13 protein-coding genes are annotated in these 17,373 nt (G+C 56.2%); 9 read left to right on the top strand and 4 right to left on the bottom strand.

Annotation, left to right across the window (positions count from 1 at the left end):
* Position 1: 1 nt before the first annotated feature.
* The 9 genes from DVJ77_RS17095 (at position 2) to DVJ77_RS17055 (ending at position 12,057) form a co-directional block, all read left to right on the top strand.
* Positions 2-832, top strand: a complete 831-nt coding sequence (locus tag DVJ77_RS17095) for an ABC transporter permease (protein ID WP_114846716.1) — start codon at positions 2-4, stop codon at positions 830-832.
* Positions 822-2,246, top strand: coding sequence for an ABC transporter ATP-binding protein (locus DVJ77_RS17090; RefSeq protein WP_114846753.1), 1,425 nt, complete (start codon positions 822-824; stop codon positions 2,244-2,246). Before DVJ77_RS17095 ends, DVJ77_RS17090 begins: the two co-directional genes overlap by 11 nt.
* Before the next feature lie 83 nt (positions 2,247-2,329).
* Positions 2,330-2,917, top strand: coding sequence for a methyltransferase domain-containing protein (locus DVJ77_RS17085; RefSeq protein WP_114846715.1), 588 nt, complete (start codon positions 2,330-2,332; stop codon positions 2,915-2,917).
* A gap of 2 nt (positions 2,918-2,919) precedes the next feature.
* Positions 2,920-4,095, top strand: a complete 1,176-nt coding sequence (locus DVJ77_RS17080) for a class I SAM-dependent methyltransferase (protein WP_114846714.1) — start codon at positions 2,920-2,922, stop codon at positions 4,093-4,095.
* A 22-nt stretch (positions 4,096-4,117) separates the two neighbouring features.
* Complete coding sequence (locus DVJ77_RS17075) at positions 4,118-7,435, top strand: glycoside hydrolase family 99-like domain-containing protein (RefSeq protein ID WP_114846713.1); 3,318 nt, start codon at positions 4,118-4,120, stop codon at positions 7,433-7,435.
* A 3-nt stretch (positions 7,436-7,438) separates the two neighbouring features.
* Positions 7,439-8,350: an NAD-dependent epimerase/dehydratase family protein gene (locus DVJ77_RS17070; protein WP_114846712.1), complete on the top strand. Its 912-nt coding sequence runs from the start codon at positions 7,439-7,441 to the stop codon at positions 8,348-8,350.
* Positions 8,351-8,367: 17 nt separating this feature from the next.
* Positions 8,368-9,240 (top strand): class I SAM-dependent methyltransferase, encoded by an 873-nt coding sequence (locus tag DVJ77_RS17065; protein WP_114846711.1) that lies wholly within the window; start codon positions 8,368-8,370, stop codon positions 9,238-9,240.
* 23 nt (positions 9,241-9,263) lie between these two features.
* Positions 9,264-10,037 carry a class I SAM-dependent methyltransferase gene (locus DVJ77_RS17060; protein WP_114846710.1) on the top strand — a complete coding sequence of 258 codons (774 nt, stop codon included), beginning with the start codon at positions 9,264-9,266 and terminating at the stop codon, positions 10,035-10,037.
* Positions 10,038-10,416: 379 nt separating this feature from the next.
* Complete coding sequence (locus DVJ77_RS17055) at positions 10,417-12,057, top strand: phospholipid carrier-dependent glycosyltransferase (protein ID WP_114846709.1); 1,641 nt, start codon at positions 10,417-10,419, stop codon at positions 12,055-12,057.
* A gap of 412 nt (positions 12,058-12,469) precedes the next feature.
* On the opposite strand, the gene DVJ77_RS17050 is transcribed toward DVJ77_RS17055, so the two are convergent.
* Genes DVJ77_RS17050 through DVJ77_RS17035 form a run of 4 tightly spaced genes read right to left on the bottom strand, consistent with a single transcriptional unit; the run spans position 12,470 to position 17,369 of the window.
* Complete coding sequence (locus DVJ77_RS17050) at positions 12,470-12,859, bottom strand: GtrA family protein (protein ID WP_114846708.1); 390 nt, start codon at positions 12,857-12,859, stop codon at positions 12,470-12,472.
* A complete protein-coding gene (locus DVJ77_RS17045) occupies positions 12,856-15,057 on the bottom strand; it encodes a hypothetical protein (protein ID WP_114846707.1) in 2,202 nt (733 codons plus the stop codon). The genes DVJ77_RS17050 and DVJ77_RS17045 overlap by 4 nt, the downstream gene beginning before the upstream one ends.
* Before the next feature lie 32 nt (positions 15,058-15,089).
* On the bottom strand, positions 15,090-16,406 hold the full coding sequence (locus DVJ77_RS17040; RefSeq protein WP_114846706.1) for an NAD(P)/FAD-dependent oxidoreductase: 1,317 nt from the start codon (positions 16,404-16,406) through the stop codon (positions 15,090-15,092).
* 18 nt (positions 16,407-16,424) lie between these two features.
* Positions 16,425-17,369: an NAD-dependent epimerase/dehydratase family protein gene (locus DVJ77_RS17035; RefSeq protein WP_114846752.1), complete on the bottom strand. Its 945-nt coding sequence runs from the start codon at positions 17,367-17,369 to the stop codon at positions 16,425-16,427.
* Positions 17,370-17,373: the final 4 nt, after the last annotated feature.

The following is a 17,373-nucleotide window of genomic DNA, read 5'->3' as shown; positions in this document are numbered from 1 at the left end:
GATGAATCCGCATTCCAGGCACCGTTCAAACCTCTCGGAGATGTTCGCCAGCCTGAGTCGCAATCATCAATTGATCGTACAGATGACTAAACGTGACGTGATCAGCCGCTATCGTGGCTCACTGATCGGCTTGGCGTGGTCGTTTTTTAATCCCTTGCTGATGCTGGCGATCTACACCTTTGTTTTCTCGACCATCTTCAAAGCGCGCTGGGGGGGCGCCGCAGATGCCACGCGCGCTAGTTTCGCCGCGATCTTGTTTGTTGGCGTGATCATCCACGGACTGCTGGCGGAGTGCATCATCAAGGCACCGGGACTCGTGCTCGGTAACGTCAGTTACGTCAAGCGCGTAGTTTTTCCGCTTGAGGTGTTGCCGTGGGTTGCGATTGGCTCGGCGCTGTTTCATGCCTTGATCAGCTTCATGGTGCTGTTGCTGGCGCAATTCGTTCTCGGCCACGAGGTTCCGTGGACCGCCGTGCTGTTCCCGGTGGTGATGCTGCCGCTGGTGTTCGTGGCGATGGGCTTCGGTTGGCTGCTGGCTGCAACTTCGGTGTATGTCCGCGATATCGGGATGATCACCGGCTTGTTCACCACTGCGCTGATGTTCCTGGCGCCAGTGTTCTACCCACTGTCTGCGCTGCCTGCTGATTTTCGCCGATTCATTCTGCTCAATCCGCTCACTTTCATCATCGAACAGGGGCGCGCGGTGCTTATCGCAGGTAACTTGCCCGATTGGTCTGGATTGGCAGTCTATTCGGCGTTGGCGGTGATTTTCGCGTGGCTGGGATTCTGGTGGTTTCAGCGAACACGTAATGGTTTCGCCGATGTCGTCTGAGAGCCGCAATGTGACTGTCTCCGAAAATAGTGCCGGCCAGGCACTTCTCGCCGACGACAACCTCAGCTCGGAGGTCGCGATTCGTGTGGACGCGGTCTCAAAATGCTACCAAGTCTATGCACGGCCTGAAGATCGCCTCAAGCAGTCAGTGTTCCCGCGCCTGCGGCGTCTGATCGGAAAGGCGCCCCGTGCGTATTTCAAGGAATTTTGGGCGCTCAAGAACGTATCGCTGGAAATTCGTAAGGGCGAGACGGTTGGCATTATCGGTCGCAATGGTTCGGGCAAGTCGACGTTGCTGCAGACCATCTGCGGAACGCTCACGCCGACCAGCGGAAGTGTCGATGTCAACGGCCGCGTTGCGGCGTTGCTGGAGTTGGGCGCTGGATTCAACCCCGAGTTCACCGGGCGCGAGAACGTCTATATGAGCGGCGTGGTGCTTGGTCTCACTCACGAGCAGGTTGAGCAGCGGTTTGACGACATCGTCGCTTTCGCCGACATCGGTGACTTTGTCGAGCAGCCCGTAAAGACTTATTCCAGTGGCATGTATGTCAGGCTGGCGTTTGCTGTCATCGCGCACGCCGACGCCGATATCTTGGTGATCGACGAGGCGTTGTCTGTTGGCGATGTGTTTTTCGGTCAGAAATGTATGCGCTTCCTGCGCAAGTTCAAAGAGACCGGCACGGTCATTTTCGTCAGCCACGACGCGACAGCCATAGTCAATTTATGCGAGCGTGCGGTTCTGCTCGAGTCGGGCCAGCTACGTATGGTCGGTGATGCCAAGAGCGTCTGCGAGGCCTATCACGCCAGTACTTACAACCAAGCAGTCAAGCCGGCCGTCAGCCAGCGCCTGGAAGCCGTCAATGAACCAGCTCGGCCGGACTTCCGTGCTGAGCGTATCAACGCCACGGCCTTGCGTAACGACATTGAGGTTTTTCGTTTCGATCCCGAACGTGCGGGTTTCGGTAATGGTGCCGCCACGATTACTTCGGCCAAGCTGACCGATACGAGCGGTAATCCCATGCCCTGGATCGTAGGGGGCGAAGTGGTGCGGCTGGTGGTCGATGTCAGCGTGCACCGTGCTCTGGAGCAACCTATCGTAGGCTTCTTCCTCAAGGACCGCCTTGGTCAGCCGCTGTTCGGCGACAATACCTATCTCAGCTATCAACACGAGCCAGTCAGTATCGGCGCTGGCGAGGTGCTGACGGCCAGTTTTGAGTTTGCGATGCCGATCTTGCCGCAGGGCCACTACTCCTTCGACATCGCCGTCGCGGATGGGACCTACCATGAGCACGAGCAAGCTGACTGGGTGCATGATGGGCTGGTGGTCGAGTCGCACACCTCAAGTGTGTCGACCGGGCTGGTCGGCATTCCATTTCGCGATATCAAGCTTGACGTCAGGCGAAGCGTGCCGTGAGCGGCGCTAACGCCCGATTTTCCCCGATTTTCCCCGGCAACTTATGCGGGCGCCGGAAGTGCCCTGTTATCTGGAGCGTTTAAGTGCACGTCAGTTCTTATCAACACATGCAGGATCTAGTCGCCCGCTACCTGGATACGCAACGGTCGCTATCGGTCGTCGACATCGGTTCCTATGACGTCAATGGCTCTTACCGTACTTTGTTCGGCAACGCCAAGTGGTCCTATCAGGGGATTGATCTGGAGGCGGGCCCCGGGGTGGATATTGTGCTGTCGTCGCCTTACCGGTTGCCGTTCGCCTCGGGCTCGGTCGATCTGGTGGTCTCCGGGCAAGCTTTCGAGCATGTCGAGTACTTCTGGATGAGCTGGCTGGAGATGGTCCGCGTGCTGAAACCAGGTGGCATGATCTTCCTGATCGCGCCTTCGCGCGGCCCTGAGCACCGTTACCCGCAAGATTGCTGGCGATTCTATCCTGACGGCTATCGTGCGCTTGCCAAGTTCGGCTCTTGTGAGCTGGTCGAGGTGACGACGGATTGGGAGCCGCATCCCGATCCAGGTAGCCGTGACTGGGGCGATACCGTAGGCGTGTTTCGCAAGTCGCGAGTCGGCCTGCGGGCTCGCGCGTTCCAAGCCGCGATGCGAATCGCGGGCCGTCTGCATACGAGTGCATAACCATGACGATGCTCGATCTCAATGCAAGCATGTGCATACGGCCGGCCAAATTGCCGCAAAGCGCATGGGTAGGCCACATTCCGTTCGCAGCATGGTTGGTCGAAGAGCTCAAACCGGGAATCCTGGTTGAGCTGGGCACGCACAATGGCGCTTCCTATCTGGCATTTTGTCAGGCGGTAAAGCAGAACGCATTGGCCACTGCCTGTTTCGCGGTCGACACATGGCAGGGCGACGATCATGCGGGACACTACGGTGAGGATGTATTCAATACGCTCTGGCAATATCACCAGAAGCATTACGCCGGTTTCTCGCAACTATTGCGCATGACTTTCGATGAGGCGCGTGCCTGCTTCGATGATGGTTCCGTTGACCTGCTGCATATCGATGGCTTGCATACCTACGAGGCGGTCAAGCACGACTTCGATAGCTGGCTTCCGAAGTTGTCCAAGCGCGGCGTCATCTTGTTCCACGACACGATGGTACGTGAGCGTAACTTCGGCGTATGGCGACTATGGGCCGAGATCTCTCAGCAGTATCCTTCGTTCGAGTTTCACCACACTCATGGCCTTGGTGTGCTGTTGGTCGGTAGCGATCTGCCCGAGTCAGTGCGCCGCTTGGTTGCGGTCGAGTCGGGTGAGCCTTCTACCGTGGTCAATCGGCTGTTTGAAAGTCTGGCCGATGGTATCCGCTACGCAGACGACGCGGAAATGCTATCTGCCGGCATCGTCGATCGGGATGGCCAGATCGCACATTACACGCAAGAGCTGCAGAAACACCAAGTACTCGTCGGCCATCTCAATCAAGGCATTGCCGACCGCGATGCCGAACTGGCCAATCACAATAGGCAAGCAGCCGGTCGCGAGGAGTTGATTGCTCACCTCAAAGATACTATCGCTGTTCGCGATGGTGTTTTTCCGGAGTTGCAGCCGCAGATCGCTACCCTCGTCGAGCACGTCACCTACCTCAAAGCGCTATCGGGACAGGGCTCAGAGTCGTTTACCGTGCTCGACCGTCTGCATGTCGAGCTAGATGCCGCACATCTGCACGAGGCTTCGTTGCAACAGGATCTGAAGCAACGAAAAGACGAGTTGGCTGAGGTGATGAATTCGCTGAGTTGGCGCATCACTAAGCCTTTGCGCTGGATATTCCGACGCAGGTTCGGGAGAGGTCATGGGTAAGGTGCGGTCATGGACTGGCCGAATGTTGCAAGCGTCCTATCGTCGAATGCCGTTCGGGTGGAAACATCGGCTGGCGATTAAAAACTGGTTGTTTCGCAACTGCCGGCCTATCTTCGAGAGAACCAATGCGTATCGGCGCTGGCGAGTTTTCGGCGCTGGCCAGGGCCTGACACTCGTTGATGACGAAAAGGGCACTACGACGCCAGCCGAGCAAACCGTGCTCGAGCGCTGCCTCGACGACTTGCGGGCGCAGTCACAGACCGCGCATGGCCCAGACTATGTGGCGCTACCTTCGCAGTTAACCGCGCCAACCCAGTTGGCGGTAAAGGCTATCGCTTTTTATCTGCCGCAGTTTCATCCGATCGCCGAGAACGACGAATGGTGGGGCCGCGGCTTCACCGAATGGACCAACGTATCCAGGGCGCTGCCGCAGTACGTCGGCCATCATCAGCCCCGTTTACCCGGTGAGCTGGGTTTCTATGATTTGCGTGTGGTCGATGTCATGCGTAGACAAGCGGAGCTGGCGAAGCTCTATGGCGTCCACGGCTTTTGCTTTCACCACTATTGGTTTTCCGGCCGACGGTTGCTCGAGCGTCCGCTTGATCAGTTGATCGCCAACCCGGATATCGAGCTGCCATTCTGTCTGTGCTGGGCGAATGAGAACTGGACGCGCCGGTGGGATGGGCTCGACGACGACGTTCTGCTGGGTCAGAACTACACGCACGACAACGATCTCAACTTCATCCGCGATGCGCTGCCTTATCTGCGCGATGCACGCTATATACGCATTGACGGCCGCCCTCTGTTGATTGTCTATCGGCCTTCATTGCTGCCCGATTGTCAGGGCACGCTTGAGACCTGGCGGGAGTACTGCCGAGAAGAGGGCGTGGGCGAGGTGTTTCTAGCGATGGTTCAGTTCGATGTCGATGATCCGCGCCCCTGGGGTTTCGACGCCGCACTCGAATTTCCGCCGCATAAGTTGGCCAGCGGGCTGCGCCCGATCAATCACACACTCGACATCATCAATCCCAGATATTCCGGCTACATCGTTGACTATGGCGATCTGGTCGAGAGTGGCAAGAGCTGGCCGGTGCCGGAGTACCCGTTGTTCAAAGGGGTCACGCCTCGCTGGGACAACGAAGCTCGCAAATTCGGTAAGGGCTATACCTTTGCCCACTCAACGCCGGCGCGTTATCGCGAATGGCTGGAACATTCCGTTGCCTATGCGCGTAGCCATCCGGTATCCGGCGAGAGCGTGGTTTTCATCAATGCGTGGAACGAGTGGGCTGAGGGCGCACATTTAGAGCCGGACCGCCGCTACGGCTATGCCTATCTGCAAGCCACGCGCGATGCGCTTAGTGGGGATACGGCTAAGCGCAAAGTATTGGTTGTTTCACATGATGCCCACCCTCATGGCGCGCAATATTTGGCGCTGAATCTGGTGCGTGAGTTGATTCAGGGTATTGGTGTCGAAGTCGAAGTGCTGCTGCTGGGTAGCGGCCCGCTCGAGGCCGATTTCGCCAAGCTGGCCAAGATCCATAAGCTTTATGAAACCGGCGAGAACATCTCAGGTCTCGCCAAGAGACTGCATAAGCAAGGGTTCGACCTGGTGATCGCCAACACGGCGGTAGCGGGTCGTATCGTGCCCCCCTTGCACGATGCGGGGCTGAGGATCATTTCCCTGGTGCACGAGCTGCCCGGTGTGATTCGCCAATATGGGCTGGAAGAGGCTGTACGTTCGATTGCGCAGAATGCCGGACATGTCGTTGTCGCGGCGGCGGCAGTAAAGCATGGTTTGAACGAATTCGTTAGCGAGCAAGATATGCGGGCGACGCTGGTGACGCGCCCGCAGGGTCTGTTTACACGTAGCCGTTATCGTGGGCTGACCGAATTGGGCGCGATACGCCGGCGTCTGCGCGAGCGGCTGGCTTTGCCGGAGCAGGCTAAGCTTGTGTTGTCGGTGGGCTATGCCGATCGTCGCAAGGGTGTCGACCTGTTGGCCAAGGCAGCAGCGCGATGCTGCGAACACAATCCCGATCTGCATTTTGTCTGGGTGGGTCATCGCGACGTTGGCGTCGAAGACGAAGTCGCAGCGATATTGCGTGCCGGCAAATGCGAATCGCACTTCCATTTCATGGGGCTTGATTTCGATACCGACGATTACTATGCCGGGGCTGACGTCTATGCACTGGCATCACGTGAAGATCCATTTCCGTCGGTGGTGCTGGAAAGTCTTTCAGTAGGTACGCCTGTGGTTGCCTTTAAAGGTACCGGTGGCGGCGCTGATCTGGTCGGCGAAACGGGCGGTCTGGTTGTTCCTGCGTTCGATGTCGAAGCTTTTGCGGATGCGCTTACGCGCATTGTGGGCGACGATGCTTTGCGTAAACGCCTCGGCAGCGCTGGCGCGATGTTGATCGATTCGTCATTCTCTTTCCGCTCTTACGTCATGGACTTGCTGCATCTTGGCGAGTTAGGTCTGCCACGCGTGTCCGTAGTCGTACCCAACTACAATTACGCGCACTATATGCAGGAGCGGCTTTCGTCGATTTCCGGGCAGAGTCTGCCGATCTACGAGATCATCGTGCTCGATGACGCATCTAGCGATGACAGCCTGGCGACGTTGCAGCAATTGCGCAGCAAGATCAGCCCCGAGCCGACGATCATCGCCAATGAGAGCAACAGCGGCTCCGTGTTCCGGCAGTGGCTGAAGGGTGTCGAATTGGCCCGCGGCGACTATGTATGGATTGCCGAGGCCGACGATCTCTCCAAACCCGAGTTTTTGGAGCGCCTGACCCGGTTGATGCAAACCAACCCTGATGCAGTGCTGGGCTATGCACAATCGGAGCAGATCGATGAATACGGGCAGGTGCTGGCTCCTGACTATCTGGCCTATACCGATGACCTCAACCGCACCCGCTGGCTGAAGAACTACGTTGCGGACGGTCATGCCGAGGTTACCGCCGGGCTCGCCGTAAAGAATACGCTGCCCAATGTCAGCGCGGTGTTGTTCCGGCGCCAACCGCTGCTGAAGGTATTGCGAGAGCATATTGATGAGATCGCCAATTACCGTATTGCGGGAGACTGGATTGTCTATCTGAGGCTGTTGCAGAAGGGTAAGTTGGCGTTCGAGGCCAGCTCCTGCAACCAGCATCGGCGCCATGCTGCCAGTGTTACGTTGGGCTCCGCTGCTCGGCAACACTATGATGAAGTGGTGCGGGCGCAACGTGCTGCGCAAGATATGTTCAAACTGGACACCTCAACGCGTTCGGCCGCCGCTGCCTATACGCGTTCGCTGAGGGTGCACCTGGGGCTGGCCGAACATGACGTGGAGGCTAGCTGAGGCATGAGCGTTCTGGTGATTGGCGGCAATGGTTTCCTGGGCTCCAGTCTTGTCGAAGGACTGCGTGAGTCCGGTTTCGCCGTACGTGTACTTGACCGTACGCCACCGCGTACCGATGTCGACTGGCACGATGTCGATTACCGTATCGGCGGACTCGATGAAGCCGATACCCTGGCTAATGCACTAGATGGCGTCGAGCGCGTTTACCACTTGGCCAGTTCGACCGTGCCGGGCACATCCAACCGCGATCCGGTACACGATGTCAGCAGCAATCTGGTGGGCAGCCTGAATCTGGTTGCGGCTATGGCAACGGCGGGCGTGCGGCGGATCGTGTTCTTCTCTTCCGGCGGTACCGTCTACGGCAATCCCGAGCGAGTCCCGGTGGATGAGGGCCATCCGTTGCGGCCTATTTCGTCTTATGGCGTGGTCAAGGTCGCGATCGAGAACTATCTGATGATGTACCAGCAGCTTGGCGTACTCGATCCGCTTATTCTGCGTCCATCGAATCCCTATGGGCCGCGTCAATCCACGTCCGGCATGCAGGGTGCGATCGGAGTCTTCCTCGGTAAGGCATTGGCCGATCAGGGCGTCAGTATCTGGGGCGATGGCGAAGTCGTTCGTGACTATTTATATATTGAGGACCTGGTTGCGCTGGCTATCAAGGCAGGCGCCAGCAACGAATGCGGCATATATAACGCAGGCAGCGGCATCGGGCAGTCCTTGAATGAGCTTTGTGCACTCGTGCGAGAGTTGACGGGACGACCTTTGCCGATTGAGTATCAGCAAAGCCGCGCCTTCGATGTGTCGAAGATCGTGCTCGACATTAGCGCAGCCCGTAAATGCTTCGACTGGTCCCCGAAAGTGTCGCTGCGTGAAGGTCTGGGCCGAACTTGGCGAGCGCTGCAATCCATTTAGCACAGAAGAGAAATTCCATGGATCAAATCAGTGGCAAAGCGAACAACCCTGGCGTGCTTGATGGCGCATGGTTAGATACCTTGATTCGGAGTCTGAACTCAGAACAGGCCAGTCCACTGGGCGAAAAGTTGCCTGATTTCCCACCTGAGGAGCTGCAGCGCAACACGACGGGACTTTCTTCGGAGGCGGCGATTCGCCAAGCCTATGCGTTTTATGAAAACGTCGTCGACGGAGCGAATAAGGTCGGCCTGGCGCTTAACCAAGAAACCAGGGCGTTGGACTTCGGTTTCGGTTGGGGTCGCATCTCGCGGGTCTTCATGGAGCACTTGAGTGCTCGCAACATCCATGGCGTCGATGTCGATCCTTCGTTCGTCGAAATTACTCGTGGCTTGTTCAAGTCGGACAATTTCCAGATCTGCACACCGTTTCCGCCGGCCGATTACGCAGATGCTTCCTTCGACCTGGTGTACGCCTATTCGGTGTTCTCACATCTGTCCGAGGTCGCTTGCCAGGCCTGGATGCAGGAGTTCGCGCGCATTCTAAGGCCGGGCGGTATCGTCGCCTTCACGACGCGCCACGAATCCTTTTTTGATTTTTGTGCCTGGGCCAAAACTCAGGATGCATCGGTGTCCCCGTATATCAGCGCATTGGGTCAGTTGTTTCCGGATCTGGGTGCTGTGCGGGCTCAATATCGCAAAGGCCAGATTGTGCATGGTTCGTCCAATGGCGTTGGTGGCGGTGGCCCGCGCGATGCGAGTTTCTACGGCGAAACCTGGATTCCCGAGCAGTACGCGCGGACTCAGTTCGGCGACAGTTTCGAATTCGTCTCCGGCTACTTTGATGGCACCAAGTACGACCAGGCCTGTTTTGTGTTGAAGCGTAAGGCCTAATCCCAACTGACTAAGGATCGTCTATGTATAACCTCGAATTAATTGGAAAGTTCGTCAGCGACTACAATTCGCATCCTGTGGATCAGGTGGTGTCTGCCAAAGACGCGATGAATAACCAGTGGTATTTCGAGGTTGGGCGAAGCGCAGTTGAAGTGATTCTCGCCGGCATCATGTCCAGCTACGTTCATCGAGTCGATAGCGTGCTGGACTTGCCATGCGGCCACGGCCGAGTCATGCGGCATTTGGTGCGGATGTTTCCACACGCCAAATTTCACGCTTGTGACCTTGATACTGACGGCGTTGACTATTGTGCAAAACGATTCAACGCGGTGCCGGTGGTTTCAAAGCCCGAGCTGACGGAAGTCGATTTCGGGACTCAGTTCGATTTGATTTGGGTGGGTTCGCTGTTTACCCATATTTCAGCGTCTCAGAGTGCCAAATGGCTGGCGCATCTAGCGCGCTTTCTGACCCCTAACGGCATCGTCGTGGCAACGATGCACGGGCGCTGGAGCGAGCACGTGAATCGCCGTGCACCCTACCTCGGCGCGGATCGTTGGGAGACCGTCATGGAGGGTTATCGTACGCATGGTTACGGCTATAGCGACTACGTGCAGGAAGAGTCCCACGATTACGTGCCGGGCAATTACGGCATTTCCATGGCGCGACCACACGCGATGATGCGTATGTTGGAAGCCATCGATGGCATTCGGGTGTTTTCCTACAGCGAGCGAGCATGGGCGGATCACCAGGATGTGATCGTCTACGGTAAGCCGGCTTACGATATGCCTTGGGCTTGAGTCCGGCCGCACTGGGCCTACACTGAAAACACTTTCATTGCCTGCTGGTGGGCACCTTGATCGCGGGTCTTCAATTCAGGCAGCGTCTGTAAAGCGTTGGGCTCGCGCCAACAGGCGAGAAATGCCTGGCGTTGAAAAATGAAGCCCGGTGCGCCCGCTTGGCTCATGGGTGGGTGAGTCTATGGCTGCTCGGCTATGCCCTTCCTTGTCGGTATTGCGTCGCATTACGCCTTTGCCTTTTCAACGGCCAGGGCGCAGAGATCTTTCAGGCTTAATGGCGATAGCCTTGCTGCAAGTGACTTCATGAGGATAGGCCAGCTAGGTCATTGCGCTTAATGGCCTAACATTAAATTCGCCAACGGCGCTATTTCGATATTCGGTGTCTGTATTACGCTTTGTATTCGCGCATTATGTATTTTTCGAATATATCAGCATGGCAGCATCTATTGCAGGCTATAATCCTTGCCGTGAAATAGGGGGCGCCATGAAATATAGTAAATTCCTAACGCCGGGATATTTATTCATGGCCTATGGATTGGTAGTGGCTGGATATCTGCTTGCTGCAAGCTGGTCGCAGCCGATCCTGGACTCGCATCATGGCTTTCGACAAACACAGACGGCCATATCGGCATATTGGCTGGCCAGGGAGGGGTCGACATTTGCTTATCAGACGCCTGTTCTTGGATACCCCTGGTCGATCCCATTCGAATTTCCCCTTTATCAATGGCTGATCGCCAAGATTGCCGGCAGCGCTCCGGTTGCCGTTATCGATCATGTAGGGCGTGTACTCAATCTTCTGTTCTTTTTAGGCTCCGCGGTGCTGGTTTATCTTATAGCCATGCTGGGTGGCCGCGATAAAAAACTGGCGTTAATCTGTGCGAGTACCTTGCTGATTTCACCGCTGATGCTCTTTTGGAGCAGAGGAGTGATGATCGAGTCGACGGCAGTGTTCTTCAGTCTGGCGTTCGTATGGGCGCTGGCAAAGTACGTGGAACGCCCACGTCTTATATGGCCACTGATTGCATTAGCGGCCGCATGCATCGCGGCCCTGGTCAAAATCACTACATTTTTTGGTTTTGCAATTTTTGCTTGCGGGGCATTGATTATTTATTTCGCTCAGGACACGCAGTTCGTCAGGCTGAAGCAAAATATGAAGCTTGCGGTGGTGTCCGGACTGATTGTGGCTGCTTCGTTGATTGTGTTGAAGTTGTGGTTGCTCCAGGCCGATGAGCTGAAGTCTCAGACCATTTGGGGTACCCACATAACGTCGCCATACTTAAATGCATTTAATTTCGGCACTACGGCCCAGCGCATGGATCCAGCATTCTGGACGGGTGTGGTTTTTGGCCGGTCGCTGCAGGATGGTCTTGGCTCGCCCTGGGTCATGCTAGCGGCGACCATTGTGGTCTTGGCAGATAGGCGTTCATATCAAGCGGGGTTGCTTTTAATGGTTGCGTACTTGGCGCCATTCCTGGTGTTCACCAACCTGCATCTCGTTCACGATTATTATCAATACGCGAACGTCGTATTCGCCACCTCGCTACTGGGCTTGGCGGTATGGGTCGTCATGGAGAAATCATCGCGATTCGGTCAATATTTCGCCCCAGTGCTGGCGTTGGCACTATGCATAATTTCATGGTCATGGGTGTCGGAGCATTATTTGCCGCTGATTCGTGAGGATATGGCGGCCGGGCGCGAGATGCAGCTCGCCAAATTCATTGATGGACACACCGGGGAGGGGAGTACGTTACTGATCTTCGGGATGGATTGGGCTTCGACTCTGCCCTATTACTCCTCGCGAAAGGCACTGATGATGCCCGATTGGCTGCCAGCCGAAGAATTCAAGCTCGTACTCGATTCCGGTCGAGCGTTTGGTGACGCCAAGTTTGGAGCTTTGATCGTATGCCCCAATCAGTCCGAAAAAGATCCAGCCAAGGTCGACATATACCGGGCACTCATTAGCCGCTACTCGCATGGATTGAGCAAGACGATAGTTTCTGGTTGCGATCTTTACAGTTGATCTATTTGCGGCATCCGACGAGAGTTCAGTACCTTATCGTTGAGGTCACTTGTAATAACCGGACTCTCATCGGAGTTCGATACGGCGTCACTGGCGTGACTTTCTTTGTCGCCATACATTGAAGATTTCAGCAGCGTAAAAGAGTGCGCCGGCAATCCGCGGGTCGGTGTCGCGCAGGTCAGTTGAACACTCAATGGCAGGCCCCTCCGTCGATTCATGGTCGACCGTAACTATGAGGGTTCCATCCATATTGACCTGAAAGATGCGCTTCGTATGAAAATCGAAGTCGATGAAGGAAATGGGGTGTTGTGGTGCGATTGGTTCAGTCTGGGCGTAATGAATGTACGCAAGAAATAGTTAGTATCTATGGTTCACGTACGGGCCCGCTATAAAGCGGGCCTCTGTAGATGCATCACTTGGTGCGAAACGTAAACTTCTTGTGCCCGATGTAGCTTGAGAATATCGGCACGACAATGCCAACGGCATGCGCGACCATTTCCGGATGAAAAGAAAAATTGATTGTCGGAAAGACCCATTTCGCCAATAGAAGACTGATCCCCAGAGTTTGAAGTACAGCTAATGCGTTGATTGCGACGAACCAGCCAACCTGCTTGTGAACGCTTTCGTTGCCCTCGGGAAATACAAAGGCGCGATTCAGAAGGAATGCGGTGACCATGCCAATCAGATAAGCAATAACGATTGACACGGGATACGTGAAGATCTGGCTCAGCGCTATTCGAGAAACAAAGTTGAATAGCGCTGCGATGCCTCCGGCTACCGCGAAATAAGCAAATTTTTTCAACGCAACGGCCCCAGTTCGGCTCTACGAGATGCAAGCAGCATTCGCACCCATACAGCGATGCATATCGTCAGCGACATGATGGCGACGTAGTCGAAGCGTGGAAAGTGATTGAGTGGCTCGAACCCCCAAACCACGAACCCATATAGCGCATTGAGGGCAAGCACTGCCCATCCAAGCCTTCCGGCTCCGAGCAGCGCGACGATCAGGCCCAAGTGAAGCGCGATGAGCGCTTGGTAGGACTGGTGATGATTGATGTAACAATCCCACGTGGTCACCAGGCTAAGCGCTATACCGACAAGAGCGAACAAGATCAGTTTGACGCAACTTTGGAGAATGTAGTCGTCAGGACGCCGGATCTTGCCAATAGCCACGGCACCAAAACCCAGCAGCAGGAAGTTCAGGGAAGGCATGACGCTGTAGAAATCGGACGCCCGCCAGCGATCAATGAATGAGTAGCTCGTACCCATTTCGTTGAGACCACAGGTGTTGCGAATGCCGAACAACAAGCTAAGCAGACCATCGCGCTTTTTGACTAACCATGCGTCAAGGCTTAGGCCGTGGTAGCTGCGGATGATGGTGTCGAGCACGCCCATTTTTTCTTCGCCGAAGCCAAATGTCCCTGCAAATGCGAACTTGACCAGAGCGTTGCCCGGAGGCTGGATATGAGATTGCCAGAGGCTCCAGGGGAGCATGATGGCGATAGCTACGACGGCGGCGGCAAATCCCCCTTTGAGCGAAGGCATCCCGCGGTAAAACGCCGTCAGGCCGATGACCGCGATAATTCCGAATGCACTGCCACCATGTGTCAGTAGACCCAGGGCGCAAAGGGCAGCGGCAGCACCCAGTCCACGATTGTCGTTCCGCAGAGGTGGCGCTGCGCGATCCATGCCGAGCAGCATCCATGCGGCCATCAGCGTGAATGTTCCACTGAGCAGCTTCGGCCAGATGAACAGGCTGTTGAAGATAAAGAACGGACATAGCGTGGCGACTGCTATAACCAGCAGCGATTTGAAACGGGACAGGCCGAGTCTTGGAATCAGTAGGCCGAAGAGGGCCACCCATGATGTGTTGAGTACGACGCCGGTCGCGAGTTGATAGAGGTAGAAGAAATGTTGGCCGTCGTTACCTTTGGTGAGGCGTTGCAATACCCCATGCAACGTCGCATGCCAGCCATAAGCGAGTGGCGGACGATCTGCAATGGTCCATTGCGAAAAGTCGCCGAGATCCTTGTGGTTACCCGAGACCAGTATTCGTGCGACGAAGCCGGGCAATTGATTGTCTGTAGACCAGCGAGCAGGCGTGAATCGCCCATTCAAAGCCCATGGCCCGGCACCGGTATCACCGATAAGCGCCAAAGCTAATAAAGCGATGGCCACGAGCAGCCACAGGCCTACCGCCGATCGAAGGCCCGGAGTGATTTGTGGCGACGACGATGAAAATACTCCACGGTTACTCAGGTATTGGCCCGTCCAAACGACGCCGAGCAATACCAGTAAGAATGACAATACGGCGCCGAGATGGGGAGAAAACCAATAGACAAAGAACTGTATATAGCCGATCAGCCCCAAACCGATCAGGCCGGCCGCTATCGGGTCGATTCCCCAGCGCTTGCTGGAGGCATATTGAGTCAATGCCAGGAACCAGCCTGAGATGACGGCCCAAGCCAGGACGAGGAACCAAAGAGTCGGCAGAGTGGATTGTTTGAATGCCGACAGCCTTGAGACTTCATAGGGCGTGCCGATCGCGACGTAGTTCTGCGTGCTGCTGGTTTCGGCGACGATACGCAGGTCTTTTGCGCAAAAATCCGCAGGCGGATTCAGGAACACCTCGGACCATTGCGTATTGGTGCGCCCCATTGCGAGATATATGCGATGCCCGCTGTCCACGCACTCCAGATAGGTACTGATCCCGGGCTCACCCGAGAAACCGTTGTAGGGAACGACGATGGTCCCTTTGGCAACGAAGGGTTTGGTCCGCAGCAGACCTGGCTGGCTGCCGGTGCCCGGACTCCACGACCGCCAATAGCGCGTTTGTGGATTGTTGACGACGCTGGGACGAAGGTCCCTGGCGTCGCCTTCGACAGGAAAGAATCCTCCTTGCACTTCCCAGGCATCGCTTGGAACGAGGATCTTGGCACCGGACTCTGGCCAGGCGATCAGTGCGCCGACCACTACGAACAAGACCATGGCGATGCGCATAGCCCATCGCGATATGGTTTCGCTGGGATGCCTCATGCCGCAATGCCTTCCATGATGGACGCTACCAACCGCTGTGCGGTGGCGATGCTTTCACTGATAGAGCGGTCTTCGGGGTAGTAGTACGAAGTGTCCGCCATATAAAAACCCGCTACCGGGGTTTTCATCGAAGGCAACATCGCCTGGAAATCAGGCGGGCAGATCGTCTGTGCGAATTCGTAGCGATGGCAATGTTTAGCCAGTACCCAGTCCTGCTTGAATGCGGGATTGACGCGCTTGAGGTACCCGAGTACTTCCTCGATCAGCGCATCGTTGGATTCGGACCACTTTGGATGGGTCTTGGGCATATAGAAGGGAGCGTAGAGAATATGCTCGCCTTCAAGAGTGCCCGGATTGAGATTGGAGTATTCGATAAGGCCGGGGATGGCTATATCGGTGTCGCTGATATTCATCCAGAAGTTTTCGGTCAGCGCGTGCTTGAGCTTCAAGATGACGCAAGCGACCGGGATGTTTTCGATCTTGCGAACGCGGTCGGCAAAATCGGTTGGAAGATCGGGCACCAACGCGGGCACGTACTGAATCGGCGCGGTAGATACGACGGCATCGACGGGTTGGTCTTCGCCGCCGACTCGGATTCCGATTACGCCACCGTCCTTGACCAGCACTCGATCGATGCCCGAGCGCAGGTGAATGCGTCCACCACGCTCGAGAATGTAGCGCTCCATCGCGTCCAGTAACGTCTCCGAGCCACCTTCGATATAACCCAGGCTTTCATTGAGCAGGTTGCGCCGCGACAGCGCGATGCGCTTGATGCGCGTGCCGATCCATGCTGCAGATAGATGCTCGGTGTACTCGAAAAATTTCAAATAGAACGTACGGCGCCACAGCACATCGTAGCCACGTTCGCCGAGCCACTTGCGCAGCCAAGTAGTGGCATTGACCTTATCCAGCGCTTTCCAATCCTTGACGCCCTTGGTGACCATGACGTGCAGGGCGTAGCGGAACTTGCTGATCAAACCCAGCTTCGGAAACGACAGTAGCGCGAAAGGAGTGCCCCACTTATAGAGCTTGCCTTCGTAGAAATAGCCCATCTTGGTATCGGTCCACTTCAAGCGGTCCGCCAGGCCAAGGGAATCCATCAGCTCGAACAGCGGATAGTCGGTCTTGCAGACGAAGTGGTAGTAGCGCTCGATTTTCAACCCGTCAAAGTCGAAACTGGCCGACATGCCGCCGATGCGGTCGTCGCGTTCGTAGATATCGACTTGGTGGCCTTGCTTGAGCAGTTCCATGGCGGCCATAAGGCCCATCGGGCCGGCACCGACGATCGCGAATTTCTTGCTAGGTTTATTCATGGTCTTTGGTCGTGTCGGTCAGCGCTTAAGCACGATATGGCTGTAGGTAGGGTCGCAGTAACTTTCAAGCACAGCCGCTTCGAAGGAGTGCTGGGTGACGCCAAATACTGCTTGCGTGTCGACGCCCTTGAAGTCGTCCCCTGCAGACAAAGCTTTCAGCTGGTCGGCAGTGAAGGGCGGTTTACGGCTGAACATCGAGTAGGTGCGCAGCAGGAAGGCGAAAAACCCCATCGGGATGTGCACGATCCACGTGCGCAGGCCTTTAGCACGCTTGATGGTGCGGATGATATCGACATAGTCGATCCGGGTATCGCCGACGATGTCGTATATATCGCCATCGGGCTCACGCTCGATGCAATTGACGATGCAGCGGCAGAAATCGCGTTCGTATAGAGGCTGGCGCATGAATTTGCCATCACCCGGGATCGGGAATAACGGCGTCTTGGCCATGAAGCGCGATAGCCAGCCCAAGTGCTTGGGATCGAACCAGCCGAACATCAGTGTCGGACGCAACACACAGTGGTGCAGCCCGCTCTGTACGACCATCGCTTCCTGGATGGCTTTGGTCCGGGTGTAGTCATCATCGGCCACCGAATTGACCACCGAGGAGCTGATATGGACGAGATAAGGCGTCCTGTGGCGCTTGCAGGCATCAAGGACAAGGCGGGTCGCATCCACATTGTTGCGCGTGAACGGTTCGGTGGTCTTGCCGGTGATTTGCGCATGCAGTTGCACGACGCAACGAGCGCCCTCGAGGGCCTGCTCCCACCCGCCAGGCTCGGCGAGATCGGCATGGATCACTTCGACGTCGGGGTGAAGCCCGCGAAGTATTTCGAGGTTGTGCGTGTGCTTGTCGATTGCAACGAGGCGGGTGTAACCCTGCGCCTTGAGTTCGACCACGAGATTCTGTCCGACCAGACCGGCGGCGCCGGTCAGGACGATCTTGGCGCTCTTGTCGTTCATGGGC

The sequence above is a fragment of the Dyella tabacisoli genome (assembly GCF_003350925.1).
Lineage (GTDB): Bacteria > Pseudomonadota > Gammaproteobacteria > Xanthomonadales > Rhodanobacteraceae > Dyella_C > Dyella_C tabacisoli.
This window is presented reverse-complemented; position numbering and strand designations above follow the sequence as displayed.

Bases quoted from the DNA above. Each gene is read 5' to 3' on its own strand.
- DVJ77_RS17070 (WP_114846712.1), top strand. From the start codon at position 7,439: ATGAGCGTTCTGGTGATTGGCGGCAATGGTTTCCTGGGCTCCAGTCTT.
- DVJ77_RS17060 (WP_114846710.1), top strand. From the start codon at position 9,264: ATGTATAACCTCGAATTAATTGGAAAGTTCGTCAGCGACTACAATTCG.
- DVJ77_RS17065 (WP_114846711.1), top strand. From the start codon at position 8,368: ATGGATCAAATCAGTGGCAAAGCGAACAACCCTGGCGTGCTTGATGGC.
- DVJ77_RS17090 (WP_114846753.1), top strand. From the start codon at position 822: ATGTCGTCTGAGAGCCGCAATGTGACTGTCTCCGAAAATAGTGCCGGC.
- DVJ77_RS17095 (WP_114846716.1), top strand. From the start codon at position 2: ATGAATCCGCATTCCAGGCACCGTTCAAACCTCTCGGAGATGTTCGCC.
- DVJ77_RS17040 (WP_114846706.1), bottom strand. From the start codon at position 16,406: ATGAATAAACCTAGCAAGAAATTCGCGATCGTCGGTGCCGGCCCGATG.
- DVJ77_RS17080 (WP_114846714.1), top strand. From the start codon at position 2,920: ATGACGATGCTCGATCTCAATGCAAGCATGTGCATACGGCCGGCCAAA.
- DVJ77_RS17045 (WP_114846707.1), bottom strand. From the start codon at position 15,057: ATGCGCATCGCCATGGTCTTGTTCGTAGTGGTCGGCGCACTGATCGCC.
- DVJ77_RS17075 (WP_114846713.1), top strand. From the start codon at position 4,118: ATGTTGCAAGCGTCCTATCGTCGAATGCCGTTCGGGTGGAAACATCGG.
- DVJ77_RS17035 (WP_114846752.1), bottom strand. From the start codon at position 17,369: ATGAACGACAAGAGCGCCAAGATCGTCCTGACCGGCGCCGCCGGTCTG.